Below are 26,733 nucleotides of genomic sequence, written 5' to 3' on the forward strand. Positions count from 1 at the left end.
GACTGGCGCCCTATCTTTCGATCGTACCGTCCCGGCGAATCTTCTTTTGCAGAAGAAGAATGCCGTAGAGGAGAGCTTCCGCGGTCGGAGGGCAACCGGGCACGTAGATATCGACCGGAAGCACCCGGTCGCAACCGCGCACGACGGAATAGGAATAGTGGTAGTAGCCGCCGCCATTGGCGCAGCTGCCCATGGAAATGACGTAACGCGGCTCGGGCATCTGGTCGTAGACCTTGCGGAGCGCGGGCGCCATCTTGTTGGTCAGCGTGCCGGCAACGATCAGAACGTCGGACTGGCGCGGCGAAGCGCGCGGAGCCGTACCGAATCGCTCGATGTCGTAGCGCGGCATCGACATCTGCATCATCTCGACGGCGCAGCAGGCCAGGCCCGTCTGCATCCACATCAGGGAACCGGTACGCGCCCAGGTAATCAGCTGGGCTGCAGTGGTGACCAGGAACCCCTTGTCCGCCAGTTCGTCCGAAACGCCGGCAAAGAACGGGTCGTCCGAACCCACCGGCTTGCCCGTACGCGGGTCGATCGCACCGGTCGGGCGCGGCGTAACCAGAGTGCCGCCCTGTCCGCTCAATCCCATTCCAACGCTCCTTTGCGCCACTCGTAGATGAAGCCCACGGTCAGAACGCCCAGGAAGATCATCATCGACCAGAAGCCGAACCAGCCCACATCCTTGAAGGCCACGGCCCACGGAAACAGGAAGGCGACTTCGAGATCGAAGATGATGAAGAGAATCGACACGAGGTAGTATCGGACGTCGACCTTCATGCGCGCGTCATCGAACGCATCGAAGCCGGCTTCGAAGGCGGAAACCTTCTCGGGATCGGGCTTCTTGAAGGCAACGATGAAGGGGGCCACAAGCAGCGCCAAACCAATGACGCCGGCGATGCCTATGAAGAGCACGATAGGCAGGTAGTTGCTGAGCAATTCGTTCATGCCAGGCCTATTCTTCGGTCCGGTCGGGCGACCGGGTTAGCGAGAGTTCAGCGGGCAATTGGGGCGCGCGAACCAACGCTCTCAAGATGGCTAGGGCTTATCGCTTCCCTACCGGTGATTCAAGCGAAACAAAACCGGATAAAAGCAGTCATAATTTCATTACGGACGCAATATCCGACAATAGCGAGCATCAGCGCGGACGTTTGGAAAAACACGTTCTGCACCAACGGGGAAAGAAGGCAAATTGCCTCACCCGGAAACCGGCTGGAACCGCGAAAACGGGCGGCGACAGCTCCTCGAGGCGATCGCGAATCGCCGCCTTCCGCCGCTGGCAAAAAACAAAGGCCCCGCCGTGGCGGAGCCTTCGAAAAAACCAAAACGGCGAACCGGGCCCGGTTCGCCGAATTGGGTTTGCAAGACGCTACCCCGCCCGAGGAGCCCCCGGGTAGAGTCGAGCAGTTCGGACTAGAAGTGGAACAGGACGCCGATGGTCGCCTTGGCCGCATTCTGGTTGACTGCATCAGGCATGTGCAGGCCCAGAACTTCGCCGCGGATCGACATGTTGTCGGTCACAGCCACTTCAACGCCACCGCCGTAAGCCCAGGTGCCGTAGGTCGTGCCGCCGCCGGCGTTGTCGTGGACCCAGCCACCACCGAGCGAAGCATAAACCAGGACCTGCGGCGAGGCGAGAACGCCGATCTTGCCGAGGATGAGGGCATCATAGCCGTTGAGGCCGGAGTCGTAGTACAGGCCATCGAACTGGCCTTCGACACCGAGCAGGAACGGGTCGGCGACGGTGAAGTTGGCACCGGCGACAACGCCGATCGAACCAGCCGAACCACCACCGGAAACCCAAGCGCCGCCGCCAGTGATACCAGCGTAGAAACCATCGAAATTGAAGATCGAGGTATCAACAACCGGAGTCGGCTGAACCGGGAGCATAAGGTCGGCCGCATGAGCGCCCGACGCCATGAGCGTGGCAACGCCAACGCCAGCCAAAAGTGCAGAAATCTTCATCTTGCATTCCCCTAGGGTAGACAACAGTCACAAGCATATGTCTCAGACCGTCTGGTCCATGACAACCCCGTCAACCCCCTAATCAGGGCCTTCGAGGAGGAATCCATGTCTTTTCGCGGGCACCTGTTGCAAGAATGGATCGGATTTGACCCAACCGTCAACACAATCGCGGACTTCCGTCCGGAGGCGCGGCCGCGAACAGGCCACGGAGAGGCAGAAACCCTTAGGGTCCCGCCCCAACTATGATGCGCCGGAATGATCCGGCGCAGCACGTATTCGTATTCCTGGGCGGGAGCAGTGTCCGGATTCGCCCGACCCTGCAACCACCCCCTGACGGTTTAGGCGCCGTCAGTTGAAATGAAACAACACACCGGCCGTCGCCTTGGCGGCGGAAGGTCCCTGCCCCCAGTTTGCGAGGCCGAGAACTTCGCCGCGCACGCTGATCGACTGGAAGGTCGCCACTTCGACGCCGCCGCCGAAAGCGTAGACGCCGTTGCCCGCCACGTTACCGACGCCGGCCGTACCGTAGGCCATGACGCCGTCTGTGAACTGGGCGCCGACGCGCGCCAGACCGAGCATATCCCACTTCCAGCCACTGTCGGGCCACATGACGCCGCCCTGGAATTCGACACCGGCAAGAAGCAGGTCGGTCATGGCGAAATTAACACCCGCCACCAGGTCCAGGTTCCAGCCGGTGACGGATGGGCCGTTCACTGTGCCCGAAAAGCCACCACCCTGGACGCCCGCATAGGCGCCGTCGAAGCTGAACATCGGGCTCGAATAGAGATCGGTCGCCGGCGTCCCGGAATACAGATCCGCCGCAAAGGCACCCGTAGACAGGAGCGTCGCAACGGCGGCGCCGAGCGTAAGTGTCCGTGCAATCATTTTTGTACTCCGCACATACATGTCGTTTGTGCACATCTTGTCGCTCACGCGGGCGCGGAGCCACCCCCTGCGGGGGTCATTTTGGCAGGTGCGGATAACGATTAGTGACGGAAGACAAGGCTTTGCGGCCCGATTGATCCAATTTGATACAAATTGCGTGAAAGAACGGTCGAACGATCAGAAGTGATAGTTCGCGCCAATGGTGACCTGGTTGGTCGGATTGCTGCCTTCGGCCTCGAACCCGTGCAGGAATTGCGCGCGCAGGGAGACGTTATCGGTGATGGCCATCTCGACGCCCGCACCCAGCAGCCAGTTGCTCTGGTCCGGAACGCCCAGGTCGATGCCGTAGCCGGCGGTGGCATAAAGCGCCAGGTCGTCCGCAACCAGGACACCGCCCTTGGCCAGGACCTGGCCATAGGAACTCTCGCCCTCGCCGCCCGCGAGGCCCTGCACCGCCACTTCGGCGCCGACGAGATAGAAATCGAATTGCGCATTGACGCCCAGGTCGATGCCGAGGCCGTACTGGTTGCCGCGCCCGGCGCTGAACTGGCCGGCGCCATAGACGCCGCCATAGAATCCGTTCCAGTCAAAGCCGGCATCGGCAACGGGAATCGCGGACGAAGGCGCGCTGGTTTCGTAGGTTATGGCATCGGCCGCCACGACAGGAAGCGGCGCCATAGCCAGAACGGCTGCGATCGCAAGTTTCCTGATCAAGCTCATCGTGCGGTCTCCTGTCACGGCCACTGAACGGTTGCGTTCAACGCGGAGCTTTCGCCGACGGTTCCTTTCCGGATACCAACGCCAATATGGTGCCTTCGCCGATCCGCGCCAATGCATCTTTGGGTGAGGTTGCGCATAAATTCGGGCCCGCGCTGGGCTAGAAAAAGGCACGGTCCCGGTGTGACCGGAACGACACAGCCTTCGCCCTTGCGCCGGGCACGACCATGCTCAAAAAATGCTCCATCCTGCTGGGAGCGTGCGAGATGGACCTGCGTCGTCTGACCGAGCTCTTCGAAACCAACCGGAAGACCGGCCATGGGGGCATTGCCTCGGTGTGCAGCGCCCATCCTCTTGTCATCGGCGCGACACTGGCGCTGGCGGGCGAGCGGGACCAGCTGGCGCTCATCGAAGCGACCTGCAACCAGGTCAACCAGTTCGGCGGTTACACCGGCCTCGAGCCTGCCGACTTCGCGGCAATGGTTCGCAAGGAAGCGGAATCGGTCGGATTGGGCGAGGACGACCTGCTGCTCGGGGGCGATCACCTTGGCCCGCAACCCTGGCGCAGCGAGCCTGCCGAGGAAGCCCTGGGAAAGGCGCGCGATCTCGTGCGCGCTTTTGCGGCTGCCGGATTTCAGAAGCTGCACCTGGACTGCTCGATGCGTTGCGCCGACGATCCGGACGTCCTTCCCGACGCCCTGATCGCCGGACGCGCTGCCAGTCTCGCGAGTGCGGCGGAGGAGACGGGCGCGCGTCCACTCTATGTCATCGGCACAGAGGTGCCCCCACCCGGCGGCATGGGCGCCGGTCATCACATCGCCGTCACCTCGCCCGCAAGCGTCAAGGACACCTACGAAGCCCACCACGAGGCCTTTGCCACGGTCGGACTCAAGGATGCCTTCTCACGCGTCGTGGCTGTCGTGGTTCAACCAGGCCTTGATTTCGGCAATGAGGAGATCGTCCATTTTGCGCCCGACAAGGCCGATCGCCTGGCCGAAGCGGTGCGGGACTATCCGGGAATCGTTTTCGAAGCGCACTCGACCGACTACCAGCTGCCTGCCGCCTACAGGGAGCTGGTGGCGCGTCACTTCGCGATCCTCAAGGTGGGCCCCGCCGCTACATTTGCGATGCGCGAAGCGTTTTATGCGCTCGAAGCCATGGAAGCCGAACTCGTGCCCTCGGGCGAGCGCTCGCGGCTACGCGCCATGGTCGAAGCCAGCATGCTGATGCGCCCGGCAGACTGGCAGGCGCACTATCATGGCGACGCGGACAAGCAGGCCTATCTGCGCCATTTCAGCTACTCGGACCGTATCCGCTACTACTGGGCCGCCCCGGAGATCGAGGCGGCACGCGAACGCCTCTTCGCCAACCTGGCCCGTACCGGCCTGCCACTTCCGCTGATCAGCCAATACCTGCCCCAGCATCACGGCGCGGTGGCAGAAGGTCGGATCGAGGCAACGCCCGGTGCACTGGTCGGCGCCAATGTGGTGCGGGCGCTCGCCCCCTATTTCGACGCCGCGGCGAGCCATTGACGCCCCATAGGGGCCCAGGCAAACCTCAGCCTCAGGGAGAAAGCCATGCAACGTGTCCTCGTCACCGGCGCCGCCAAAGGAATCGGCCAGGCAGTCGCCGAGGCTTTTGCGGCCCAGGGCGCCGCCCTGGTGCTGATGGACCTCGACGAAGCGGCCCTGACGGAGACGGCCCGAAGCCTTGCGGGAGCCCAGCGGGTGGAAATCTTGGTCGGCTCGGTGGCAAGCGCAACTGACTGCGCCGCCGCCGCCGAACTGGCGCAAAGCGCCCTTGGCGGCCTCGATGTCCTCTCCCACAACGCCGGCATCCAGACCTACGGCACGGTCGAAACGACCGATGAAGAGCTTTGGGATCGCACGCTCGGCGTCAACCTCAAGGGTGCCTTCCTCATTTCGCGCGCCGTGATGCCCTTGCTGCGCCAGTCACGCGGCTCCGTCGTCCACATGGCTTCGGTGCAGGGCATGGCCTCCCAGGCGGGCGTCACCGCCTATTCGGTCTCCAAGCACGGCCTGATCGGGCTGGTGCACTCGATGGCCATCGACTACGCCCCCTTCGGCGTTCGCGTGAACGGCATCGCGCCCGGCTCGGTGGATACGCCCATGCTGCGGGCGTCCGTCGCGCTGGCCGAGCATCCCGACGAGGTCTGGGCCGAGATCCGCCATATGCACCCGCTCGGACGGAGCGCACGGCCATCCGAGATCGCCGAGGCGGTGCTGTTCCTCGCCTCCGAGAAGGCCTCGTTCATAACGGGAGAAGTCCTGCGGGTGGATGGCGGCATGCTGGCTGGCCTGGGTGGCTCACCCAAGAAGGAATAGCCATGCGCAAGGTCGTCACCATCGGCGAAATCCTGGTGGAGATCATGGCGACCGAGCCCGGCGATGGCTTCAACGCGCCCATAGCCCTCGTCGGCCCCTACCCCTCGGGAGCCCCGGCGATCTTCATCGACCAGGTCGCGCGGCTCGGCCATCCTGGAGGCATCATCGGATGCGTAGGCGCCGACGACTTCGGCCGGCTCAATCTCGACCGCCTCCGTGCCGATGGCGTGGACGTTTCTGCGGTTCGCGTCGACGCCGAACTGCCCACCGGCACGGCGTTCGTGCGGTATCGCAGCGACGGCGGACGAGATTTCGTCTTCAACATCAAGCACAGCGCATGCGGCGCCGTTCGCGCAACGCCGCAATCGGCGGCTCTTCTTGCCGAGGCGGGGCACCTTCACGTCATGGGCTCCTCCCTCTTCTCCCCCGCCCTGGTCGAGGCGACGCTCTCCGCGCTCGAGGAGATAAAGGGGCGCGGGGGCACGATTTCCTTCGATCCCAACATCCGCAAGGAGATGCTTGGCCTCCCCGGCCTCGAGGCCGCCCTTCACGCAGTTCTCGAGCGGACGGACCTGTTCCTGCCGAGCGGGCAGGAACTGTTTCTCTTCACAAGCGCGCGCGAGGAAGCTTCGGCCGTCGCCGAAATCCTGACGCGTGCACGGGCGGTCGTGATCAAGCGCGGCGCGGATGGATCGAGCTATTTCGATCGCGACGCCGCGTTCCACGCTGCGGCCTTCCCGGCGAAAGAGGTCGATCCGACCGGCGCCGGTGATTGCTTCGCGGGCGCGTTCGTCGTCGGCTGGCTGAACGGGGTGGCCCCCGGCGAGGCGCTACGCCGGGCCAACGCCGCCGGCGCGCTCGCGGTGACCCGCAAAGGCCCGATGGAAGGCGCGGCTAGCGCCGCAGAGCTCGATCGGTTCCTCGCCTCACACGGCTAGTTGCGCGCTCTGCGCACGATAGCCCTTGCACAATTTCCGTTTTTGATGTGCGCTCGTCACCGGCCGGCGCTCCTCAGGAGGCCGGGGTCTCCCCGTTGGCGGAGCGTTCGGCCGGTATTCGGTTTCGCGCATAAGCAGACGTCCGCCCAAGGACGGACGAACCGGAGGAGAAATCATGAAGAAGTTCGTTATCGCGCTGGCGGCGATCGCCATCGGCGCGTCCTCGTTCCTGACGCCCGCAGTGGCCCAGGATCAGAAGAAGTTCACCATTGCCCTCATACCGGGCCTGACGACAGACGCCTTCTACATCACCATGCGCAAGGGCGCTCAGGCCGCCGCCGACGCCCTCGGGGTCGACCTGGTCTTCCAGGGCGCGCCCGACTTCAACCCCGTAACGCAGGTTCCGGTGCTCGATGCAGTCATCGCGCGAAAGCCCGACGCCATCCTCATCGCACCGACCGACAAGACCCAGCTCATCGAGCCGCTACGCAAGGCCAACGACGCCGGCATCCCCGTGATCACGGTCGACACCTTCATCGGCACCGGCGTCTACCAGACCGGATCGGGCGATGCCGACTTCCCGCTCGCCTACATTGCCTCGGACAACATCCTGGGCGGCGAAATTGCCGCGCGTGCCCTGGCCAAGTCGATCGGGGACACGGGCAAGGTCTATGTCTCCAACGTCAAGCCGGGCATTTCCACGACCGACCAGCGTGAAGAAGGCTTCAAGAAGGAGATGGCCAACCATCCCAACATCACGGTGCTCGACACCCAGTACAACGACGACGACGCCAACAAGGCAGCCTCCCAGCTCCAGTCGGTCTTCGCCCGCAACCCCGATCTCGTCGGCGTCTTCGGCGCCAACCTGTTCTCCGCGCTCGGCGCGGCCAACGGCGTGCAGCAGGCGGGCCAGACCGGCAAGATCAAGGTGGTCGCCTTCGACGCGCCGACCAGCATCGTGGACAACATCAACTCCGGCCTCGTGGACCTGGCGATCGCCCAGCACCCGGCCGAAATCGGCTATTACGGCGTGGTCTCGGCCTATGCCCACCTCACCGGCCAGTCGATCCCGACACTGATCGGCACGGGCTTCACCGTCATCGACAAATCCAACGTCACGGACCCTGACGTCGCCAAGTTCATCTATTCGGACTGACGACACGGTCCTCGCCGCTCCTCCGGTTCGCCGGAGGGGCGTTCCGCCCTTTCTCACGCAGAACGGACGCTAGATGACTGCACCCTCACCCGAGACCGCTTCGCCCGAAGCCGCCCCGCCGGCCGACCACGCCGACACCACCAGCGCCTGGCTCTCCACGCTCGCCGAAGGGCGCGCCTGGATTTTCCTGGTCCTGCTCATTCTCGTCTTCGAGTTCTGGTCGCGCAGCTTTGGAGCGACCTTCATCTTCTCTTCGTTCAACGTCGCCTCAATCGCCGTCTTTGCGGTGGCGCCCCTGCTCCTGGCCACCGGGCAGACTTTCGTCATCATCTCGGGTGGCATCGACCTTTCGGTGGGGTTCATCATGGGCCTGGCGGCGGTCGTCGCGGCCCATATCACCAATATCGCCGGCACCTTCATGCCGCTGCCGCTGGCCATGGTCGTCGGCATTCTCGTCGCGCTGCTGGCGGCAATGGTTCCCGGGCTCATCAACGGACTGCTGATCTCGCGCCTGCGCGTACCGGCCTTCATCGGCACGCTCGGCATGTTCGGCGTGGCCCGCGGCGCGGCTTTCCTCATCGCGGGCGGCACGACCGTGCCGGTGCGCAACGAGTATTTCGCGGCCCTGGGCAACGGGCGTTTCTTCGGCGTGCCCTATCTCGTCATCGTCACGGTGCTGTTCGTCCTGCTGATGCATTACCTGCTCAGCCAGACGCGGTTCGGCCAGCACAACTACGCCATCGGCGCCAATCGCCAGGCGGCGCGGCGCGCCGGCATCGACGTGGCCGACCATACCCTGCGCCTCTATGTGCTTTCCGCGCTCTGCGCCGGCCTTGGCGGCGCGCTCTACGCCGCCCGATTCAGCGCCGGCGCTGCGCAGGCGGGCGAACCGCTGCTCCTCGACTCCATCGCCGCCGTGGTCATCGGCGGGGCAAGCCTTTTCGGGGGGTCGGGCACGATCCTCGGGACGGTGGCGGGCGCGCTGGTCATTGCCGTGATCCAGTATGGCCTCGTCTTCGTCAACGTCGAACCCTTCTGGCAATTCATCGCGGTGGGCGTGGTGATCATCATCTCAGTGCTGATCGACCAGGCGCAGCGCCGCTTCAGCGGAGGCAGGCAGGATGAGTGAGTTCGACCCCACGGCCCTGCTTGAAGTCCGCAACCTCTCCAAGAACTTCGGCGCGGTCCAGGCCCTCAAGGACTTCTCGATGACCATCCATCCGGGAGAGGTGGTGGCGCTCGCCGGCGACAATGGGGCGGGCAAGACGACCATGATCAAGGTGGTTTCGGGCGTCTTCGCTCCATCGAGCGGCGAAATCCGCATGCAGGGCAAGCCCGTGACCTTCGCCTCCCCCCAGGACGCCCGCGCCCAGGGCATCGAGACGATCTACCAGGACCTGGCTCTGGCGGACAATCTCTCGATCGGCGGTAACATCTTCCTCGGCCGCGAACCGATGCGGCGCCTCTGGGGCGTATTGCCGGTGCTCGATCGCAAGGCGATGGCCGAAGCGGCGCGCGAGACCATGGCGCGGCTCGATTTCCACGTCAGCCGTCTCAACGCCCCGGTTTCCAATTTCTCCGGCGGTCAGCGCCAGGCCGTCGCCATCGGACGGGCCGTCTACTGGAACGCCCAGATCCTGATCATGGACGAGCCGACCGCCGCCCTGGGCGTTCCGGAACAGCGCAAGGTTCTCGCCCTCATCCGGCAGCTCAAGACCCAGGGGCGCGGGGTGATCTTCATCTCGCACAACCTGCAGGACATCTTCGCGGTGGCCGACCGCATCGTCGTGCTTCGCCGCGGCAATACGGCCGGCGAGCGGCAGATCGCCGACACCAACCCGGACGAGATCGTCAAGCTCATGGTCGGCGGGTAAGCCCGGCGCCCCGACCCTTTAGCCAGGGCGCCGGTCTTCGCATCAGGTCGAAGCGTCCCTGGGGACAGCGGTGGCGGCAGCCACGACCTCGTCGGGGATGTCGTCGAACGAGGCGTAGTTCATGTTGTAGAGCTTGGAGTAGAGCCCCTTTTGGGCCATGAGTTCATCATGGTTGCCGCTCTCGATCTTCTCACCGTTCTGGAGCACGATGATACGATCGGCGCCCCGGATCGTCGCCAGCCGGTGGGCGATCACGAGGCCCGTCCGGCCCTCCAGCAGCTTCACAAGCGCCTTCTGGATCAGCATTTCGGTGTAGCTGTCGATATTGGCGGTTGCTTCGTCGAGCACCAGAATCTTGGCATCGGCGACGAGCGCCCGGGCGAAGCTGATGAGCTGGCGCTGGCCGAGTGACAGGTTGCCGCCGCGCTGCTCAAGGACGCTGTCATAGCCGCCGGGAAGCTTCATGATGAAGTCATGAGCGCCCACCGCCCTGGCCGCCTCGATCACCTGTTCGCGCGTCGCCTGCGTCTTGTGGTAGCGGATGTTCTCGAGCACCGTGCCGGTGAAAAGGAACGGCTCCTGAAGCACCATGGCGATCTGCTCGCCCAGCGAATCCTGGGTGAGGTCGCGCACGTCGGTGCCCCCGACGAGAACCTCGCCGTCCCACACGTCGTAAAACCGATGGACGAGGGCCATGGAGCTGGTCTTGCCTGAGCCCGTCGGCCCGACCAGCGCCACCGTCTCACCGGGATTGACCTTGAATGAGACGTTCTTGAGGACCGGCAGACCCTTGCGGTAGCCGAAGGTCACGTTTCGGAACTCCACCGACCCGTCCATATCGGGACGCAGCACCTTGGCGTCGGCCTTGTCGACAACGTCCACCGGCACGTCGAGCACCTCAGTGATGCGCTGGCCCGACGCCATGGCGCGCTGCATGACCGAATACTGCATGGTCAGTGAGCGGATGGGGTCGAAGAAGCGCTGAATGTAGAACAGGAACGCCACCATCACGCCAACGTCGAGCCCGCCGTTGAGCACCATCGAGCCACCGACGACCACGACGATGGCCATGGCCATGCCGGTGAGGCTATCCACGATCGGCACCATGACCTGGGCAAACTTGGCCGCCGTCAGGTGCGTCTTGAGGTTGGCGTAGGCCTTCTCGTCATAGAGCTCGAAATTGACCTTCTGCCGGTCGAGGCTCTGGATGGTGCGCACCCCGTTGATGCCCTCGGCCAGCGCGCCGTTGGCCACCGAATTCGTCTCGTGCGCGGCCATGAACGCCACCTTGGCCTTGGGCAGCCAGAAGAGGCGGACGATGAACAGCACAGGCATGGTGGAAAGCGTGAGCAGGCCAAGCCGGAAATCGAGGAAAAGCAGCACGAAGACGATGCCAAACAGCAGCGCGATGTCGCCGACCGACATCACCGAGGTCTCCAGGAACTCCTGCATCGAGTTGACGTCGCCCTGAAGGCGCGACATCAGGCGACCGACCTCGGTCTTGTCCATGAACGAGAGCGACACGCGCTGCAACTGCGCGAACATCGCCCGCCGCATGTCGAACAGCACGTTCTCGGCCACCTTGCCGACCACCGATTCCTGAAGCCAGTTGGCGCCGAAATTGACGAGGATGACGATCGCGAAGGCAACCGATGCCCACACGAGGGTCATCGGATCGGCGCCGGGCGCCATGCCGTTGTCGATGGCGTAGCGGATGATGAGCGGGATGAGCAACTGGCTGCCGGTGAACACCAGCACTGCCAGGACCGAGATCACGATCTGGGCCTGATAGGGCTTCACGAAAGTCCAGATACGGCGCACGATCCGCGGATCGTAGGCCTTGCCGAAGATTTCCTCTTCCTCGCGGTGCGAGCCGACCACCGCCCGCGGCGGCTTGCGCGTGCGGTCTTCGCTTTCCTCGTCCCGAATCTCCTGAACCGACATCAGATGGCCTCCTCGGATAGCGGCGCTGCGTCATCCTCAGGCCTGACCTGCAAATCATAGAGCGCCCGGTAGCGCCCGCCCTTCGCCAGCAATTCTTCGTGGGTCCCGCGCTCGACGATCTGCCCGTTCTCGATGAAGAGGATCTGGTCCGCATGCATGAGCGAGCTCAGCCGGTGCGAAATGATCAGCGAAACCCGGTCGGAGGCGAAGCGCTTCATGGCGCCACGGATGCGCTGCTCGGTTCCCGCATCGATGGCCGCGGTCGAATCGTCGAACACCATGACTGCCGGCTTGAGGATCAGGCTGCGCGCGATCGACAGGCGCTGCCGTTGCCCGCCCGACAGCGACACGCCGCGTTCGCCCACCACCGTGTTGTAGCCCGTGGGCAGGCCGACGATGTAGTTGTGAAGCTGCGCGAACTCGGCCGCCCGCTCGATCCGGCGTTCCTTGGCCCATGGGTCGCCATAGGCGATGTTGTTCTCGATCGAGGTCGTGAACAGGAACGAATCCTGCTGCACCACGCCCACGGACTTGCGCAGCGACTGCAGCCGGACCTTGGAAATGTCCTGCCCGTCGATGGTGATCTTTCCGCCCGACACGTCATAGAAACGCGGGATCAGATGCGCGATCGTCGACTTGCCGCTGCCCGGCGGGCCTACGATGCCTACGGTCTCACCCTTGCGAGCCTCGAAGGAGACGCCGCGTAGCGTGGGCTCGGTATTGCCCGGATAGGTGAAATCGACATTGTCGAAGCGAAGCGTTCCGTCCCGAACCACGAGGTCCTGTGCGCCCGGCTCGTCCTTGATGGCCAGATCGAGATCGAGCAGCGCGAAGAGACGCGAACCGCACGTGGAGGCGCGGGCGAAGGAATTGACCATCAGGCCCAGCTGCCGGACCGGCATCTGCAGGATGGTCATGAAGGTGAGGAACGAGGCAAGTGTACCAACGCTCATATCACCCGCCATCACCTTGGCGCCGCCAAAGCCAAGCACCAGCCCCATGGAAACGAAGAACGAGAAGTTCATCGTCGCCGTGTTGCCGACGCGCAGATCGACGCGCTTGTGGGCCAGTTCGAGCGCGTCCTGCGAGGCGCGGTCGTATTTGTCGAGCTCGTGCTGCTGCGCCGCAAAGGCGCGGACCACGCGGATACCGCCAAGGTTTTCATCCATGACGCGCGAAAGCGCCTGCATCTTTTCCTGCAGGATCAGCCAGGTGTGGCGCAGGCGCAGCTGGGTCGTCGAAGACCGCCAGGCGACGAACGGCACAAAGCTGAGAGCGAGCAGCCCGAGCATCAGGTCCGTGCTCAGCAGCATATAGGAACCGACGCCAATCAGCGTTCCGAGCAGGACCACGCGCAAAAGACCGGTGGCGAAGAACATACGCACGCCATCGATATCGATGATGCCGAGCATGATGAGATCGCCCGAGTGCACGCGATCATGGAAGGAGAAGCTCAGGCGCTGGAGTTTTTCGTAGCAGGCCAGGCGCAGTTCATAGGCGCAATGGTGCCCCACCGCCTCGCCGAAATAGTTGTGCGTCATCGTGAAGATGCCGCGCAGCACGCTCACGACGAGCAGCAGGATCGCGGTCATCCAGAGCGCTGACTCGGCCGCTTGCCCCGCCGTCCCGGCGGTAGCCAGGCCGTGCGCCTCGTCCACCGCGCGCCCCAGCAATTGCGGAATGAGCAATTGCAGCCCCGAGGCTATGACGGTTGAGACCAACGTGATGGTCACCAACCACGGATGGCGCAGGTTCATCCGCGCAATGCGTACAAGCGTGCTGAGACCCTGCCCCCACTGGGCTTCGGCCACGTGGGCAAACGAATTGCTGCGCCCCTCGGCGCTGCTAACCGCTTCGGTTTTCAAGGAACTGATCCAGAGATGTAAAAAATATTGCCCGGAAACGAGCGTAGGGAGGAAGACTCAGCCGGACGGCCCAACTTCCATACCAAGAATGCGCTTTTTTTGTGCAGGTTCAAGAATGGAAAACCCAATAACCGACGTTTAGGTTCACCAAACTCGAAAGCTCAGGCAGGAGACACCCGTGAGCAGACTTCGTAGCCACTCCGAGAACCACCAGGTCAGCCGCATCGGCTGGCTGCGCGCCGCAGTTCTGGGCGCAAACGACGGCATCGTGTCAACGGCCAGCCTGATCATCGGCGTGGCCGCGGCCGCCTCCGACCGCAACGCGATTCTCCTGGCGGGGATAGCGGGCCTGGTTGCCGGGGCGCTCTCGATGGCGGCAGGCGAATACGTTTCGGTCAGCTCCCAATCCGACACCGAAAAGGCGGATATGGCGCGGGAAACCGCCGAGCTCGAGAACTATCCCGAAGCCGAGCATGCCGAACTCAGCGCGATCTACCAGGAGCGCGGCCTCGACAAGGCGTTGGCCGACGAAGTGGCGACCCAGATGATGGCCAAGGACGCCCTCGGCGCGCACATGCGCGACGAGCTGGGGCTTTCGACGGTGACCGCGGCCCGCCCCATCCAGGCCGCCATAACCTCGGCCCTGACCTTCAGCGTCGGGGCCGCGCTGCCCCTCCTCATGGTCCTGGTCTCGCCGCCCGCCTGGGTCGTCTGGAGCGTCGCGGTGGCCTCGCTCGCTTTCCTGGCGCTTCTCGGTGCCCTCGGAGCCTATGCCGGCGGAGCATCCATCCTGCGCCCCACCATCCGGGTGACCTTCTGGGGCGCCCTGGCAATGGCCATTACCGCAGGGATCGGCGCGCTCTTCGGGACGGTGGCCTAGGGACGGGTGCAAATGCCCTGTTAGTCCTAACCGTTCGTTTATCATCGGTGCGCGGGACGATTCCGGCGCGGGTCAAACATGGCTACCCATGCGGCGCCTCGAGACGCGTTTGTGACGGACCCGACCGAGGTCGCGCCGGCGGACCAAGCCCCCAAACACCTTGACCGCTGGCGCGTTCGGGCTCGCGTCGACTTGCCCCTTCCGGCATCGCCGCTTCCGTGGTTTCCTTCGTACCGAATCGAACGCCCGGAGCGCCGTTGACGGACACCACCGACCGCCCCCTCGCGGGCCTGCTTGAAGCCATCGCCGAGCGCGCTGCCAAGGGCGAGAGCATTTCCGTCGGCACCATCCAGGACATTGCCGGAGAACGCATAGCCGGGCCGTTGCTGTTCTTTCCGGCGATGATCGTGGTCTCCCCGTTGAGCCTCATCCCGACACTGCCCACCATCGTGGGAACGACAGTAGTGCTGATCGCCAGCCAGCTCATCGCCGGACGCAAGACCATCTGGCTGCCCGAGCGCCTGCGGCGCGCCTCCCTCTCCCCGGAACGGACGCAGAAGGCCCTCGAATTTCTGCGCCCCGCGGTGGCGTGGATCGAAAAGCTGAGCAAGGCGAGGCTGACCTTTCTCACCGACGGCCTGGGCATGCGCCTGGCGGCTTTCGTCTGCATCCTCGTGGCCCTCACCATGCCGCCCCTCGAACTGGTCCCCGGCGCCTCCACGTCGGCGGGATCCATCATCGCGACCTTCGGCCTGGCGCTGACAACCCGGGACGGGTTGCTGCTGCTTTTCGCGCTGACACTGGTGTTCGGCGGGGCGTACCTGCTCATCCGCTGGCTCTTCTGACTTTCGTCAAATTGTCTCGAGCTGTTTCACTGCCCGTTTTTCCCAATTCCGCACTCTTGCAGTGCACCCAGGGAGACGATCATGACAGACAGGATCGTTCGCGTGCGGCGGGTCCAGTGGGGTGACCCGGAAGCCAGGTACGAGGAAGTGCCGGGCATCAATCTCGCCCCGCCGCAAAAGTCGCGTGTTGCTGTGCTCAGCTTCGCGCTCTGTGTGATGATCGTCCTGTCACTGGCGATCATCGCCTACCGGCTCTGGTTCGAATAACCAGCGCACAGCCCAGAAGGGCTAAGCCGGCTGCGCCCATTTGCGAATGCACTACCCGCGTCTGCTATTGCCAAGTCCACACACCGGGAAGCATCATCCGTGCGGAGAGCGGCCGACCGACCGTATCGGCCCGCTGAGGACGGTGCCATGACGCGAGACCAGATGATCGCCCACCTCCGGACCGCGGACGCTGTCGCCCGAGAGGCGGCAGCCCATGGCCATCACCCGTTTGGGTGCATCCTTGTCGGCCCGGATGATCGGGTGCTGATGAGGCAGGGCAATCTCGGCACCGTTCGTCACGCCGAAACCGAACTCGCCCGGCGCGCCGCCGAAGCGTACGAACCCGAGTTCCTCTGGCAATGCACGCTGGTATCTACGTTCGAGCCCTGCGCCATGTGCTCAGGGACGATGTACTGGGCCAATATCGGGCGGCTGGTGTTCGGGCTGGAGGAAACCTCGCTGCTGTCCCTCACCGGCAATCACGCGGCAAACCCGACGATGAGTCTCTCGTCGCGCACCGTCTTCGCGTCCGGCCAGAAACAGATCGACGTGGTTGGTCCTTTCCCCGAGATCGAGAACGAACTCACAGAACCGCACCGGAACTTCTGGAAAAGCTGATGGACGCAAACGCGCCGAGCGCCTCAGTGGCATCCGCCACTCTTCAAAGAAATTACGATTTCCGGGAGAAGAGTGGCGGGAGTGACGGGGCTCGAACCCGCGACCTTCGGCGTGACAGGCCGACGCTCTAACCAACTGAGCTACACCCCCGCAAGGCAGGTCGTCCCTGCAAGGTGGCGTGGATGTAACCGGCACATCGGACCAAGTCAAGCGCTGAGAACGCGCTTTTTGAACTTCTTTTCACAGCCCACTTTTTCCCCAAGGAAAACCTTTGGAACACCTCGCTTTCTTAACGAAGCCTGGGTCGCGCCCCGCCAGAATCGGGCGAAGCGGCGAGCACCTGGCATGGGTTGGGGAAATGCGATGGCGCAACGGGAAAAGCCAACCTGCCCGGGCTCTATCCAGGCGGATTGTCTTCCGATGCGTCTTGGAGAATGGGGGGCTGGTGGGCGATGACGGACTCGAACCGCCGACATCCTCGGTGTAAGCGAGGCGCTCTACCAACTGAGCTAATCGCCCGGAAACTGGCCATGGGGCCCGTTCCAGCGGGCTCTAACTAGGGGGTCGCTCGATGCCCGTCAATATGGGCGCTGCGTTTTGCCCGGCGGAAGGAGATTTCCTCCCCGAAAAGCAAATGGCCCCGGCACTCAATGCTCGGGGCCATGGCAAATCCGAAAGACGGACTTGATTAGTTGATCGCGTCCTTCAGGCCCTTGCCGGGCTTGAACTTGGCCTGGTTGGAAGCCGGGATATTGATCTCGGCACCGGTAGCAGGATTGCGGCCCGTGGTGGCCTTGCGCTTGGAGACCGAGAAAGTACCAAACCCGACCAACCGAACTTCATCGTTCGCCTTGAGCGAAGCGGTGATCGCGTCGAAGACCGCGTCGACTGCGGCAGCAGCCTGCGCTTTGGTGATTTCGGCCTTCTCGGCAACTGCGCCGATCAGATCGTTTTTGTTCGACATAGCATTTCCTCACAGTGAAATTGCTCGCCCTCGCTGGCGAACCAAGACGCGGCCACATTTTTGCGATTCTGAGCGAAACGCAAGGTTTTCCGGGCTTTTCAGCCGGTTGGACCACGCAATCCTGTTAATGGAGCGGAAAAATGAACGCCGCAAGGTGTTCATTGCGTTTGCCCACTGGCAATTGCGGCCCGCGCAAGCCCGGAAATCAGGGCCTTAACCCCATCCATCGGGCGTTCCCGGACCGATAGCGACACGAAAAACGGCATGCCCGTTAGCGCGAACAAGACGTCGGTCACATCGTCCCTGCGATCAGCGTCGAGGCGCCCTTCCCCGACCAGGCGCGCGGTCAGCACGTCGAATATCTGCCTGCGCCGCTCGTTGCGCTCGTGCATCGCCTGACGGAACTCGGGCTCCCCCGCTCCCGAGGCGAAGAGCCCGCTCAGTCCATGATGGTCCGAGCTCCAGAAATCGCAAAAGATGCCGACGATCGCCAGGATCGCGCCTTCGGCATCGGCCATCGCCATGGCCTGCGCCACCCGGTGCAGCCCCGCCTCGCGGGCGCGCGCATCGAAGACAGCCTCGAGCAAGCCACGGCGCGAACCGAACCGGTTGTGTACGGTCAGCCTGGTGACACCCGCTTGCTTGGCCACGGTCTCGAGCGAGAACACCTCTCCCCCCTTCGCCACGCGCCCAAGAACCGTGAACGCCGCCGCGACGATACGCGCGTCGGTCTCCTCGGAGGCCGCCGAGCGCTTCGGGCTGACATAGCGGCGCTTCGTATCGTCACTTGACATTCAAATTACCTATACTACGTGTATATTCAATTCAACAGCACCCAAGGATCTCGCCATGGACTTCCTCGTTGCACTGGCGCTTGTCGCCCATATTGCCGCTGCCGTCTTCTGGGCCGGGACCACCATGGTCCAGGCCCGCATCGGCAACGATCATGCCCTCGAGCTCTTCGGGCCGCAAATGGGGGCCGCGGCTGTCGCCACCATCGCCGGTTCCATCCTATGGTGGGCCTACCATTCGGGCATCTTCTACGCTCCCGAAATCGTCTTGATCGTCGGCATCGCAGCGGCACTGCTGGCCGGCGCGATGCAGATTCTGGCGTTTCGCGCCGTTCGTGCCGGGGGCGGCGGCTTCCTGGGCAGCATCGGCGCCCGCAGGGCCGCGGCGGCCCTGATGGGCATCGCTATTGTGACCATGGCTCTGGCACGGGTGCTGTAATGACCACCATTCCCACCTATCCCGATCTTCGCGGCAAGGCAGCCTTCATCACCGGCGCGTCCGGCGGTATTGGCGCCGAGACCGCGCGCTGGCTCGCGGCCAACGGAGTGCGAATTGCCCTCAACGGGCGCGATTCGGACAAGCTTGACCGGCTCGCCGACGAACTGACCGAGCTGGGGGCCGATGTCGTGCCCCTGCCCGCTGACAACACCGATGCGCAGGCCCTCGAACGGGCTCACTACGCAGCAGAGGAGGAGTTCGGTGCCATCGACCTGCTCTTCGCCTTTGCCGGCGGCGGCACTGCACGTCCGGCGCCGGTCGAGGAGACCGCCGAGGACGACTGGCGATCGGCCGTCGATCACAATCTCACCGCGACCTTCCTTGCGATCAAGGCGTTCCTGCCGGCGATGAAGGAACGCGGTTCGGGCGCAATCATCACCATGGCCTCCACGGCAGGACGTGGCCCTTCGCAGGCATCGCCCGCTTACGGCGCGGCCAAGGCCGGCATCATCCTGCTCACCCAGCATACCGCAACGGAAGCCGGTCCTTTCGGCGTTCGCGTCAACTGCATCTCGCCATCCGCGATCCTGACCGATCGTACGGCGGCCAACATGCCCGAACTCGTGCGCAAGCAGGTCGCTGCCGCCCATCCGCTCCGTCGCCTCGGTCTTCCCGAGGATGTCGCCGGGGCGGCGCTGTTCCTCGCCTCGGCGAGCGCCGGCTGGATCACCGGCGCCACGCTCGATGTCGCGGGCGGACGCGTCATGCGCTAGGCGGGCGTCGTCTCGGGCCTGGGCACGCGGATGGAAAGGATGATCGGCAGGCAGCAGAGGTAGATCGCCACCGTGACCATCCACACGGTACCCGACCATGTGTCCCGGGTCGAAAAATAGATCGCCGAATAGAACAGCGGCCCGAAGATCGAGGCGATGCTCACCATGCTGGCCAATACGCCCTGCAATTGCCCCTGCTTGTCCTCGCCTACCTGACGGGTCAACAGCGATTGCAGGGCGGGAATGCCAACCCCACCCAGTGCAAACAGTGGCGCGAGGGCAAAGAGAATCCAGCCATGCGTCGCAAAGGCCAGAACCACGCAGGCCGTGGTCTCGAAAGCCATGCCGATCAACAGCGCCTTCTGCTCGCCAAAGCGCGACGCGACCGGCCCGGTCAGGAAGGCTTGCGCCGCCGCATGGAAGAGACCGAAACTCGCCAGCGAAAGCCCCACCATCAGCGGCGAGAAATCGAACCGGTCCTCGGCAAAGAGCACCCAGGTGGTGCCGTAGACCTGCCCCAGGAAGTTGAACGCCAGCCACAGCCCGACCAGCGGCAGCAGCATGCGCAGGCTCAAGGCCCAGTGAATGGACTTGAACGGGTTGAGTTCGCTTAACTCCAACAGTTTTTTCTCGCCCGGACGCGATTCCGGCAGGATGAAAAGCGCCAGCGCGAAATTGACGGCGTTGAACACCGCTGCAAGCAGGAAGGGCGAGCGTATCCAGTACTCGCCGAGCAACCCGCCGATGACGGGCCCCAGAATGAAGCCGATGCCGAAACATGCGTTGAGGTATCCGAACCGCTGCGCGCGCGTCTCCTCGGGCGAAATGTCGGCAATGTAGGCGGTGGCCACGGCGATATTGGCGCTGGTGATGCCGGCGATGGCGCGGCCGAGTACCAGCATCCAGAGCTGCGGCGCGAAGGCCAGGACCAGGTAGTCGATGGCAGCTCCTGCCAGCGATACCAGCAATACGGGCCTTCTTCCGAACCGGTCGCTGAGCATGCCCAGCACGGGCGCGAAGACGAACTGCATCAGTGCATAGAGCGAGAGGAACCCGCCATAAAGCACGGCGATGTTGCTCTCGTGCGCGACCTCGCGCAGCAGCTCGGGCAGGATGGGAAAAACCAGGCCGATGCCCACTGAATCCAGCGTAACGGCCACGAGAATGACGAGTAGTCCCTTAGGCATTATGTCCTCGCCTTGCGGATTATGTTCCGCCTTTGTTCTTCACTGAGGTAGCAGCAGGTCACCGTCCTTGGCAACACTGTCTGCGGCGAATGTGATGGATGTTCAGGCCCGAACGCAGCCAACCTCGCCCAGGTGCTCGCCAAAATCACTCCCCTTTTCGCCAGAAAATCTGGCTGGCCCCCTCTTGTCTTTGCTCCCGACCTGTATGAGGTCCGGGGTGAAATCGAGGCCAGGAAACCCCTCCGATCTTCTTGCCGATGCACGGGGCCGAGACGAAGATCGCGGCACTCCAGGGGTAGCGAGCAGCGCCGTTCAACAAAAAACGGCGCCCTGAGGCGCCGTTCTCCTATTCACTTGCAGTGTGTAGTTCAGTGCGGCAGGCCTGCCTCGGCCTCGCTGCCATCGGCGGCCTCTGCGGCGATCGGCGCTTCCACCTTCTCGTCGTAGTTCCACTCGATCGGCTCGGGCTCGCGCACCAGGGCGTGCTTGATCACCTGATCCATGCGGCTCACCGGGATGATCTCCATCCCCTTGGTCACGATCTCCGGGATTTCCTGGAGGTCACGCACGTTCTCTTCGGGGATCAGCACCGTCTTGATGCCGCCGCGCAGCGCCGCAAGAAGCTTTTCCTTGAGGCCACCGATCGGCAGGACGCGACCACGCAGGGTGATTTCACCCGTCATCGCCACGTCGTTGCGCACCGGAATGCCGGTCATCACCGAGACGATGGCGGTGGCCATGCCGATACCGGCAGACGGACCATCCTTGGGCGTAGCGCCTTCCGGCACGTGCACGTGGATATCGCGGCTGTCGAACAGCGGCGGCTTGATGCCGAAGTCGATCGAACGCGAGCGGACATAGGCCATCGCGGCGGTGATGGATTCCTTCATCACTTCCTTGAGGTTGCCCGTAACCGTCATGCGGCCCTTGCCCGGGGTCATCACGCCTTCGATGGTCAGCAGCTCGCCGCCCACCGGAGTCCATGCCAACCCCGTAACCAGACCCACTGCCGGCTCCGCCTCGATCTCGCCGTGACGGAAGATCTGCGGCCCGAGATACTTTTCGAGCAGCTCGTCGTCGATCACGATCTTCTTGGACTTGCCCGAGAGGATGTCGCGAACGGCCTTGCGCATCAGCTTGGAGATTTCGCGCTTGAGCGTACGCACACCGGCTTCCCGGGTGTACTTCTGGATCAGCGCCGTCAGCTGGGCATCGGGGAGCTCGAACTCCTCGGGGCGCAGCCCGTTCTCCGCCAGCGTCTCGGGAATGAGGTGCTGAAGGGCGATTTCCTTCTTTTCCTCTTCCGTGTAGCCGGACAGACGAATGATCTCCATGCGGTCCATCAGCGGACCCGGAATGTTGAGCGTGTTCGACGTCGTCACGAACATCACGTCCGAAAGGTCGTAGTCGACCTCCAGGTAGTGGTCGTTGAACGTCGCGTTCTGTTCCGGATCGAGCACTTCGAGCAGCGCCGAGGACGGATCGCCCCGGAAGTCCTGGCCCATCTTGTCGATTTCATCGAGCAGGAAGAGCGGGTTGGACTTGCCGGCCTTGCGCAGCGACTGGATCACCTTGCCCGGCATGGAGCCGATATAGGTGCGCCGGTGACCACGGATCTCGGCCTCGTCCCGCACGCCGCCGAGCGACATGCGCACGAATTCGCGGCCGGTCGCCTTGGCGATCGACTTCCCCAGCGACGTCTTGCCGACGCCCGGAGGACCCACGAGGCACAGGATCGGCCCCTTGAGCTTGCCCGTGCGGCTCTGCACCGCCAGGTACTCGAGGATGCGTTCCTTGACCTTCTCGAGGCCATAGTGATCGGCATCAAGCACTTCTTCGGCCAGGTGCAGGTCGCGCTTGACCTTGGATTTCTTGCCCCACGGGAGGCTGAGCATCCAGTCGAGGTAGTTCCGCACGACCGTGGCTTCGGCCGACATCGGGCTCATCTGCTTGAGCTTCTTGACCTCGGCATTGGCCTTGTCGCGGGCTTCCTTGGAAAGCTTGGTCTTCTTGATGCGCTCTTCGAGCTCGGTAACCTCGTTCGAGCCTTCTTCGCCGTCACCCAGCTCACGCTGGATCGCCTTCATCTGCTCGTTGAGGTAGTACTCGCGCTGGGTCTTCTCCATCTGGCGCTTGACGCGCGAGCGGATGCGCTTTTCGACCTGCAGGACACCGATCTCGCCTTCCATCAGCCCCAGGATCTTCTGGAGCCGTTCGGCAACCGAGACCGTCGCGAGAAGGTCTTCCTTCTCGGCGATCTTGATCACCAGGTGCGAGGCAATGGTATCTGCCAGCTTGGAGTGGTTCTCGATCTGCCCGACGGCAGTGACCACTTCGGCCGAGATCTTCTTGTTGAGCTTGACGTAGTTCTCGAACTCCGTCTGCGCCGAGCGAGCCAGGGCTTCTACCTCGACCGGGTCGGTCTCGGGTTCGGCCAGCACGGTGGCTTCGGCTTCAAAATAGTCGACCGTCTGCAGGTAGCGGTCGATCGTGGCGCGGTTCAGACCCTCCACGAGCACCTTGACCGTCCCGTCCGGCAGCTTGAGCAGCTGCAGCACGGAGGCGATGGTGCCGGTCGAATAGATCTGATCCGGCGACGGATCGTCGTCCTGGGCATTCTTCTGCGTCACGACAAGAATATGCTTGTCGTCGCGCATCACCTCTTCGAGGGCCTTCACCGATTTCTCGCGGCCCACGAAAAGCGGAACGATCATGCCAGGGAATACAACGATGTCGCGCAGGGGCAGCACGGGATAGACCCGGTCGCGGCTGAACTCGGCGCCTGAAGTGACATCCGTCATGTTTTATCCTTTCCGGGGCGTGCTGAAAGGGAGGAGATTCTGATTAGCGCGCCCGTAGCAACCAGGCAAACGCTCCAAGTGAGCCGTTCGGCTGATTCTGCTACCTTAAATAGGGTGATCCGAACAGGACACAAGTCAACGTCGCGGGAAAGATCGTGATTAACAGCCTTTCGGAATTGATCGACCCGTTTCGACACCCTTTCAGCGCTGTTCCATCGCCTCCCCGACATAATGCGCGCGGGGTCGGATGAGTTCACCACCCTCGACCTGCTCCAGTGCATGAGCCAACCAGCCCACGCAGCGCGCCATGGCGAAAAGCTGGAGAGGCGCGTCACCGGGCAGCCCATAGGCGGCCGTCATCGCCGCCAGGGCAAAGTCCACGTTCGGCCGCTCGCCGACGACACGCTCGGCGACGGCGCTGAGCGCCGAAAACGCCGGCGGCACCGGCAACGCCTCCAGCAGCACCTGGGCCCTGATATCCCCTTGCGGGTAGAGCCGATGGCCGAACGTCGGCAGGGGTCTGGCCTGCGCCAGCCAGTCGCGCACCGCACGCTCCGCTCCGTCCCTCTCGACCGCGCCCACCAGGGCCGAAACGCCCGCCGCCGCGCCGCCATGAAGTGGCCCCGTGAGTGTACAAAGCCCGGAAAGCGCCGCCGCCGAGAGCGCCGCGCCGGTTGACGCCGTCACGCGTGCTGCGAATGCGGAGGCGTTGAGCTCGTGGTCTGCTAGCAACACGAGAGCCTTGCGGATCGCATCCGTTGCCTCCGGCTTCCCCCAGGCAGTTGCGGCACGCTCATGGATGGCCCCGGTCCGCCCGCCGGTGATGGCGCCGACCAGCGTTCCAAGTACGCTCTCCGCCTCACGCTTGAGGACGGCCGTCGAACGCCCGAGCGAAGGCATGTCATGGGCGGCGCGGCCGGCCAGCAAGAGGAACGCCGCCTCGAGCGGCTCCCCGCTCCCCGGCTCGCCATTGGCCAGCTTGACCGCGCGCCCCTGCCACAGCAGAGCGGCGACATCCTCGAGGGTCGCACGTCCGGCCAGTTGCACTACGTCCCGGCCTCGATAATAGAGCCGGCCATCCGCCACCGTGGAGATGGCCGACGGCAGAATGGGATCGCCCCAGCGGATGGCTTCGCTCGCCACCGTTTCCGCCTTGCGCCGACCGGTCCCGCGCCCCGCCAGGCGCCGAACATCCTCTCCCGAATAGAGGCTGCGCCGGGAATCGGCGGGATCCTTCTTGGACCGGATGCGCCCGCGGCTCACATTTGCGTAGAGCGTCTGCGGTTGCGTCCCCAGCACCGCCAAAGCCTCGCTGGAGGTCATCCAGTCGGACAACATATTGATCCTTTCGATCAAGATTGACGTCAACCATTACGGACCTACTTTCTCTCCAAAAGCAAGGAGAAGTCCGATGAAAAGTGGATTGGAAGATGTCGTTGCCGCTGAAACCGTCCTGTCAGATGTTGACGGCCAGGCCGGTCGCCTGATCATTCGAGGCGTTTCGCTCGATGACCTGGTCGGCTCCCGCTACGAAGATGCCCTCGCCCTGCTCTGGTCCGGCTTCTTCGACCTGCCGTCCGATCTGCCCGGCGCGCTCGCCCAGGCAAGAAAAGAAGTGTTCCGGCACGTGGGGGCAGCCGATTCCTCGCTCAGCCCCGTCGACGCCATCCGGGCGCTGACCGCGTTGATCCCGGACGGCGACGACCTGGGCACCGCGTTGCAGCTCGTTGCAGCGCCGGCGGTGTTTACCCCGGCCATCCTGCGTCTTCAGGCCGGCGCCAGGCCCCTGCCCCCGCAGACCGGCCTGGGTCACGCGGCCGATATCCTCCAGATGCTGACCGGCGAGACGCCTTCGCCGCGCCAGGCGGCGGCACTCGATGCTTATCTGGTGACGGTGTCGGACCATGGCCTCAACGCCTCCACCTTCACCGCCCGCGTCATCGCCTCGACCGGCGCCGGCCTGACGTCGGCAGTTCTCGGCGCGCTCGGAGCCCTCAAGGGGCCGCTGCATGGCGGCGCCCCCGGACCGGTCCTCGACATGCTGGATGCAATCGGCACCGCCGAGAACGCCGAGCCCTGGATAGAGGCAGCCCTCACCCGCGGCGACCGCCTGATGGGCTTCGGTCACCGCATCTACCGGGTGCGCGATCCACGCGCCGATGCCCTCAAGAGCGCGCTACGCCCCCTGACCGCCTCCGGCGAAGTGGATGCATCTCGCGTCGCGCTGGCGGAGGGCGTTGAAACGGCAGCCCTGGCGCTCCTCAAGCGCAAGAAGCCCGACCGCCCGCTGGATACCAATGTGGAGTTCTATACCGCGCTTCTGCTCGAAGCCCTCGGCTTCCCGCGCTCGGCCTTCACCTGCGTCTTCACCATGGGTCGTACGGGTGGCTGGATCGCCCATGCTCGCGAACAGGCCACTACGGGTCGGCTGATCCGGCCCCAGTCGCGCTATGTCGGCCCCATGCCGCAGCAGGCGGCCTAGCCCCAGCTCTCGCCCCATTCCGCCTTCCGTGCCACACGGAAGGCCTCTGGGTTGCGCTTGAGCACCTGCTCGCGACGCAACCCTTCCGGGGTGCACAATTCTAGAGTCACAGCAAACTTGTTGCGCTCGACCGGCTTGATGATCCGCGACGCGGGCTGCGCCGCGACTTCGGGCCGGGCCACTATCAGGTAGCTGAACTTTTCGTCCTCATAAGGAAGCGTCGCGCCCTTCATCCGCATGTGGTCGCGGCTGCGCTCGAGGCGCACGGTGAAGTGGCACCAGTCCCCCTCGGGCAGCGGACACTCGTGCGCGTGCGGGCAAGGCGCCACCATGGTCGCGCCGTCCGCCAGCAGCGCGCGGCGAACGTCCATGAGGCGCTGGTAGTCCCTGGGCCGGCCGGGCTCGATAATGGCAAGGATGCCCCCGCAACGGCGCCAGAGGTCGAGCGCGGCCGCCACGACACGCCCGTCGGCGAGTTCGGTCAGCGAATAGCTGGCCACGACCAGATCGAACCGGGCGTCACCAAGTCCCGTCTGGCCCAGCTCTCCGCGCACAACCGTAGCCGGCAACGCGCCTTCTGCAAGCGACGCCGCCAGGCGCAGGAACGCATCGCCATGATCCATCATGGTCGTCGAGCCCAGATCCGGCCATCGCTCGAACGCGGCCCAACTGGCCGTCCCCGGCCCTGCGCCCGCATCGAGCATGGTCTGTGGCGCAAAGCCGGCTGCACGGGCCGCGGCCTCGTCGAGCACCCGCTCGACCGCAGCATAGGTCGCGGGCATCCGGCTCATGGCATAAGCCAGGACATCATCGGAAACCCCGATATGGCCCGAAGAGGCGCGGAACTCGCGGTACTTTTCCGAAATGGCTTCAGAGCGCTGTGCAAGCCCCGCCCGCGACTTCCCCGTCGCGAGTTCGGCCAGCCGAACCTTGAGCCTTTCAAGCAAACCTGCAGTCAACTGGGAATCCCCGAAACAAAAAACCGGGGGCAGCGCTA

The 26,733-nt window shown here is 64.1% G+C and carries 26 protein-coding genes and 2 tRNA genes; 13 read left to right on the forward strand and 15 right to left on the reverse strand.

The genetic code is table 11. The features are described from left to right. Positions 1-10 precede the first annotated feature (10 nt). From FNA67_RS11115 to FNA67_RS11135, 5 genes are all read right to left on the reverse strand, one after another. Positions 11-592 (reverse strand): NuoB/complex I 20 kDa subunit family protein, encoded by a 582-nt coding sequence (locus FNA67_RS11115; RefSeq protein WP_035038913.1) that lies wholly within the window; start codon positions 590-592, stop codon positions 11-13. After that, positions 583-948: an NADH-quinone oxidoreductase subunit A gene (locus FNA67_RS11120; protein ID WP_049705176.1), complete on the reverse strand. Its 366-nt coding sequence runs from the start codon at positions 946-948 to the stop codon at positions 583-585. The genes FNA67_RS11115 and FNA67_RS11120 overlap by 10 nt, the downstream gene beginning before the upstream one ends. A 465-nt stretch (positions 949-1,413) precedes the next feature. Continuing rightward, positions 1,414-1,965, reverse strand: coding sequence for an outer membrane protein (locus FNA67_RS11125; protein WP_049705177.1), 552 nt, complete (start codon positions 1,963-1,965; stop codon positions 1,414-1,416). Between the two features lie 348 nt (positions 1,966-2,313). After that, entirely contained in the window at positions 2,314-2,850 is a 537-nt protein-coding gene (locus FNA67_RS11130; protein WP_049705178.1) for a hypothetical protein, read from the reverse strand. Positions 2,851-3,027: 177 nt separating this feature from the next. Then, positions 3,028-3,570 (reverse strand): outer membrane protein, encoded by a 543-nt coding sequence (locus FNA67_RS11135; protein ID WP_170267290.1) that lies wholly within the window; start codon positions 3,568-3,570, stop codon positions 3,028-3,030. A gap of 263 nt (positions 3,571-3,833) precedes the next feature. On the opposite strand from FNA67_RS11135, the gene FNA67_RS11140 reads away from it, so the two are divergent. The 6 genes from FNA67_RS11140 to FNA67_RS11165 all read left to right on the forward strand — a co-directional run bounded on the left by FNA67_RS11140 (position 3,834) and on the right by FNA67_RS11165 (position 9,880). Continuing rightward, a complete protein-coding gene (locus FNA67_RS11140; RefSeq protein ID WP_147656072.1) occupies positions 3,834-5,099 on the forward strand; it encodes a class II D-tagatose-bisphosphate aldolase, non-catalytic subunit in 1,266 nt (421 codons plus the stop codon). 45 nt (positions 5,100-5,144) lie between these two features. Then, entirely contained in the window at positions 5,145-5,912 is a 768-nt protein-coding gene (locus FNA67_RS11145) for an SDR family NAD(P)-dependent oxidoreductase (RefSeq protein ID WP_147656073.1), read from the forward strand. 2 nt (positions 5,913-5,914) lie between these two features. After that, entirely contained in the window at positions 5,915-6,850 is a 936-nt protein-coding gene (locus tag FNA67_RS11150; protein ID WP_147656074.1) for a tagatose kinase, read from the forward strand. A 175-nt stretch (positions 6,851-7,025) separates the two neighbouring features. After that, on the forward strand, positions 7,026-8,006 hold the full coding sequence (locus FNA67_RS11155) for an ABC transporter substrate-binding protein (protein WP_049705182.1): 981 nt from the start codon (positions 7,026-7,028) through the stop codon (positions 8,004-8,006). A 73-nt stretch (positions 8,007-8,079) separates the two neighbouring features. Continuing rightward, on the forward strand, positions 8,080-9,135 hold the full coding sequence (locus tag FNA67_RS11160) for an ABC transporter permease subunit (protein WP_147656075.1): 1,056 nt from the start codon (positions 8,080-8,082) through the stop codon (positions 9,133-9,135). Then, positions 9,128-9,880, forward strand: a complete 753-nt coding sequence (locus FNA67_RS11165) for an ATP-binding cassette domain-containing protein (RefSeq protein ID WP_049705184.1) — start codon at positions 9,128-9,130, stop codon at positions 9,878-9,880. The genes FNA67_RS11160 and FNA67_RS11165 overlap by 8 nt, the downstream gene beginning before the upstream one ends. A gap of 42 nt (positions 9,881-9,922) precedes the next feature. Here the strand turns inward: FNA67_RS11165 and FNA67_RS11170 are convergent, their stop codons facing one another. Together FNA67_RS11170 and FNA67_RS11175 are read right to left on the reverse strand one after the other, a co-directional pair. Further along, entirely contained in the window at positions 9,923-11,824 is a 1,902-nt protein-coding gene (locus tag FNA67_RS11170) for an ABC transporter ATP-binding protein (RefSeq protein ID WP_147656076.1), read from the reverse strand. Next, positions 11,824-13,689 (reverse strand): ABC transporter ATP-binding protein, encoded by a 1,866-nt coding sequence (locus FNA67_RS11175; protein WP_147656077.1) that lies wholly within the window; start codon positions 13,687-13,689, stop codon positions 11,824-11,826. The genes FNA67_RS11170 and FNA67_RS11175 overlap by 1 nt, the downstream gene beginning before the upstream one ends. 178 nt (positions 13,690-13,867) lie before the next feature. Here FNA67_RS11175 and FNA67_RS11180 point away from each other — a divergent pair, with 178 nt between their 5' ends. From FNA67_RS11180 to FNA67_RS11195, 4 genes are all read left to right on the forward strand, one after another. Further along, complete coding sequence (locus FNA67_RS11180; RefSeq protein WP_147656078.1) at positions 13,868-14,569, forward strand: VIT1/CCC1 transporter family protein; 702 nt, start codon at positions 13,868-13,870, stop codon at positions 14,567-14,569. Positions 14,570-14,826: 257 nt separating this feature from the next. Continuing rightward, a complete protein-coding gene (locus FNA67_RS11185) occupies positions 14,827-15,414 on the forward strand; it encodes an exopolysaccharide biosynthesis protein (RefSeq protein ID WP_170267291.1) in 588 nt (195 codons plus the stop codon). Between the two features lie 81 nt (positions 15,415-15,495). Continuing rightward, a complete protein-coding gene (locus tag FNA67_RS11190; RefSeq protein ID WP_147656080.1) occupies positions 15,496-15,681 on the forward strand; it encodes a hypothetical protein in 186 nt (61 codons plus the stop codon). Positions 15,682-15,828: 147 nt separating this feature from the next. Beyond that, on the forward strand, positions 15,829-16,299 hold the full coding sequence (locus FNA67_RS11195; protein ID WP_049705190.1) for a nucleoside deaminase: 471 nt from the start codon (positions 15,829-15,831) through the stop codon (positions 16,297-16,299). A gap of 73 nt (positions 16,300-16,372) precedes the next feature. On the opposite strand, the gene FNA67_RS11200 is transcribed toward FNA67_RS11195, so the two are convergent. The 4 genes from FNA67_RS11200 to FNA67_RS11215 form a co-directional block, all read right to left on the reverse strand. Beyond that, a tRNA-Asp gene (locus FNA67_RS11200) sits at positions 16,373-16,449 on the reverse strand. Positions 16,450-16,742: 293 nt separating this feature from the next. Then, positions 16,743-16,818 (reverse strand) — tRNA-Val (locus FNA67_RS11205). 169 nt (positions 16,819-16,987) lie between these two features. Continuing rightward, positions 16,988-17,263, reverse strand: coding sequence for an HU family DNA-binding protein (locus tag FNA67_RS11210; protein WP_049705191.1), 276 nt, complete (start codon positions 17,261-17,263; stop codon positions 16,988-16,990). A gap of 158 nt (positions 17,264-17,421) precedes the next feature. Continuing rightward, positions 17,422-18,057, reverse strand: coding sequence for a TetR/AcrR family transcriptional regulator (locus FNA67_RS11215; protein ID WP_147656081.1), 636 nt, complete (start codon positions 18,055-18,057; stop codon positions 17,422-17,424). A gap of 55 nt (positions 18,058-18,112) precedes the next feature. Between FNA67_RS11215 and FNA67_RS11220 the strand changes: the two genes are divergently transcribed. Both FNA67_RS11220 and FNA67_RS11225 read left to right on the forward strand, forming a co-directional pair. Continuing rightward, a complete protein-coding gene (locus FNA67_RS11220; RefSeq protein ID WP_147656082.1) occupies positions 18,113-18,493 on the forward strand; it encodes a hypothetical protein in 381 nt (126 codons plus the stop codon). Continuing rightward, positions 18,493-19,266 carry an SDR family NAD(P)-dependent oxidoreductase gene (locus tag FNA67_RS11225; protein ID WP_147656083.1) on the forward strand — a complete coding sequence of 258 codons (774 nt, stop codon included), beginning with the start codon at positions 18,493-18,495 and terminating at the stop codon, positions 19,264-19,266. Before FNA67_RS11220 ends, FNA67_RS11225 begins: the two co-directional genes overlap by 1 nt. On the opposite strand, the gene tet is transcribed toward FNA67_RS11225, so the two are convergent. The 3 genes from tet to FNA67_RS11240 all read right to left on the reverse strand — a co-directional run bounded on the left by tet (position 19,263) and on the right by FNA67_RS11240 (position 24,577). Beyond that, positions 19,263-20,453, reverse strand: coding sequence for a Tet(A)/Tet(B)/Tet(C) family tetracycline efflux MFS transporter (tet, locus tag FNA67_RS11230; RefSeq protein WP_147656084.1), 1,191 nt, complete (start codon positions 20,451-20,453; stop codon positions 19,263-19,265). The two genes, FNA67_RS11225 and tet, sit on opposite strands and share 4 nt — an antisense overlap. 368 nt (positions 20,454-20,821) lie before the next feature. Beyond that, entirely contained in the window at positions 20,822-23,254 is a 2,433-nt protein-coding gene (gene lon / locus FNA67_RS11235) for an endopeptidase La (protein WP_049705196.1), read from the reverse strand. Positions 23,255-23,455: 201 nt separating this feature from the next. Beyond that, a complete protein-coding gene (locus FNA67_RS11240) occupies positions 23,456-24,577 on the reverse strand; it encodes a citrate synthase (protein WP_244616671.1) in 1,122 nt (373 codons plus the stop codon). 88 nt (positions 24,578-24,665) lie between these two features. Between FNA67_RS11240 and FNA67_RS11245 the strand changes: the two genes are divergently transcribed. Continuing rightward, positions 24,666-25,736: a citrate synthase/methylcitrate synthase gene (locus FNA67_RS11245; RefSeq protein ID WP_147656086.1), complete on the forward strand. Its 1,071-nt coding sequence runs from the start codon at positions 24,666-24,668 to the stop codon at positions 25,734-25,736. Here the strand turns inward: FNA67_RS11245 and FNA67_RS11250 are convergent. Then, entirely contained in the window at positions 25,733-26,695 is a 963-nt protein-coding gene (locus tag FNA67_RS11250; RefSeq protein WP_147656087.1) for a small ribosomal subunit Rsm22 family protein, read from the reverse strand. The two genes, FNA67_RS11245 and FNA67_RS11250, sit on opposite strands and share 4 nt — an antisense overlap. Positions 26,696-26,733: the final 38 nt, after the last annotated feature.

It is taken from the genome of Youhaiella tibetensis, assembly GCF_008000755.1.
Taxonomy (GTDB): Bacteria; Pseudomonadota; Alphaproteobacteria; order Rhizobiales; family Devosiaceae; genus Paradevosia; species Paradevosia tibetensis.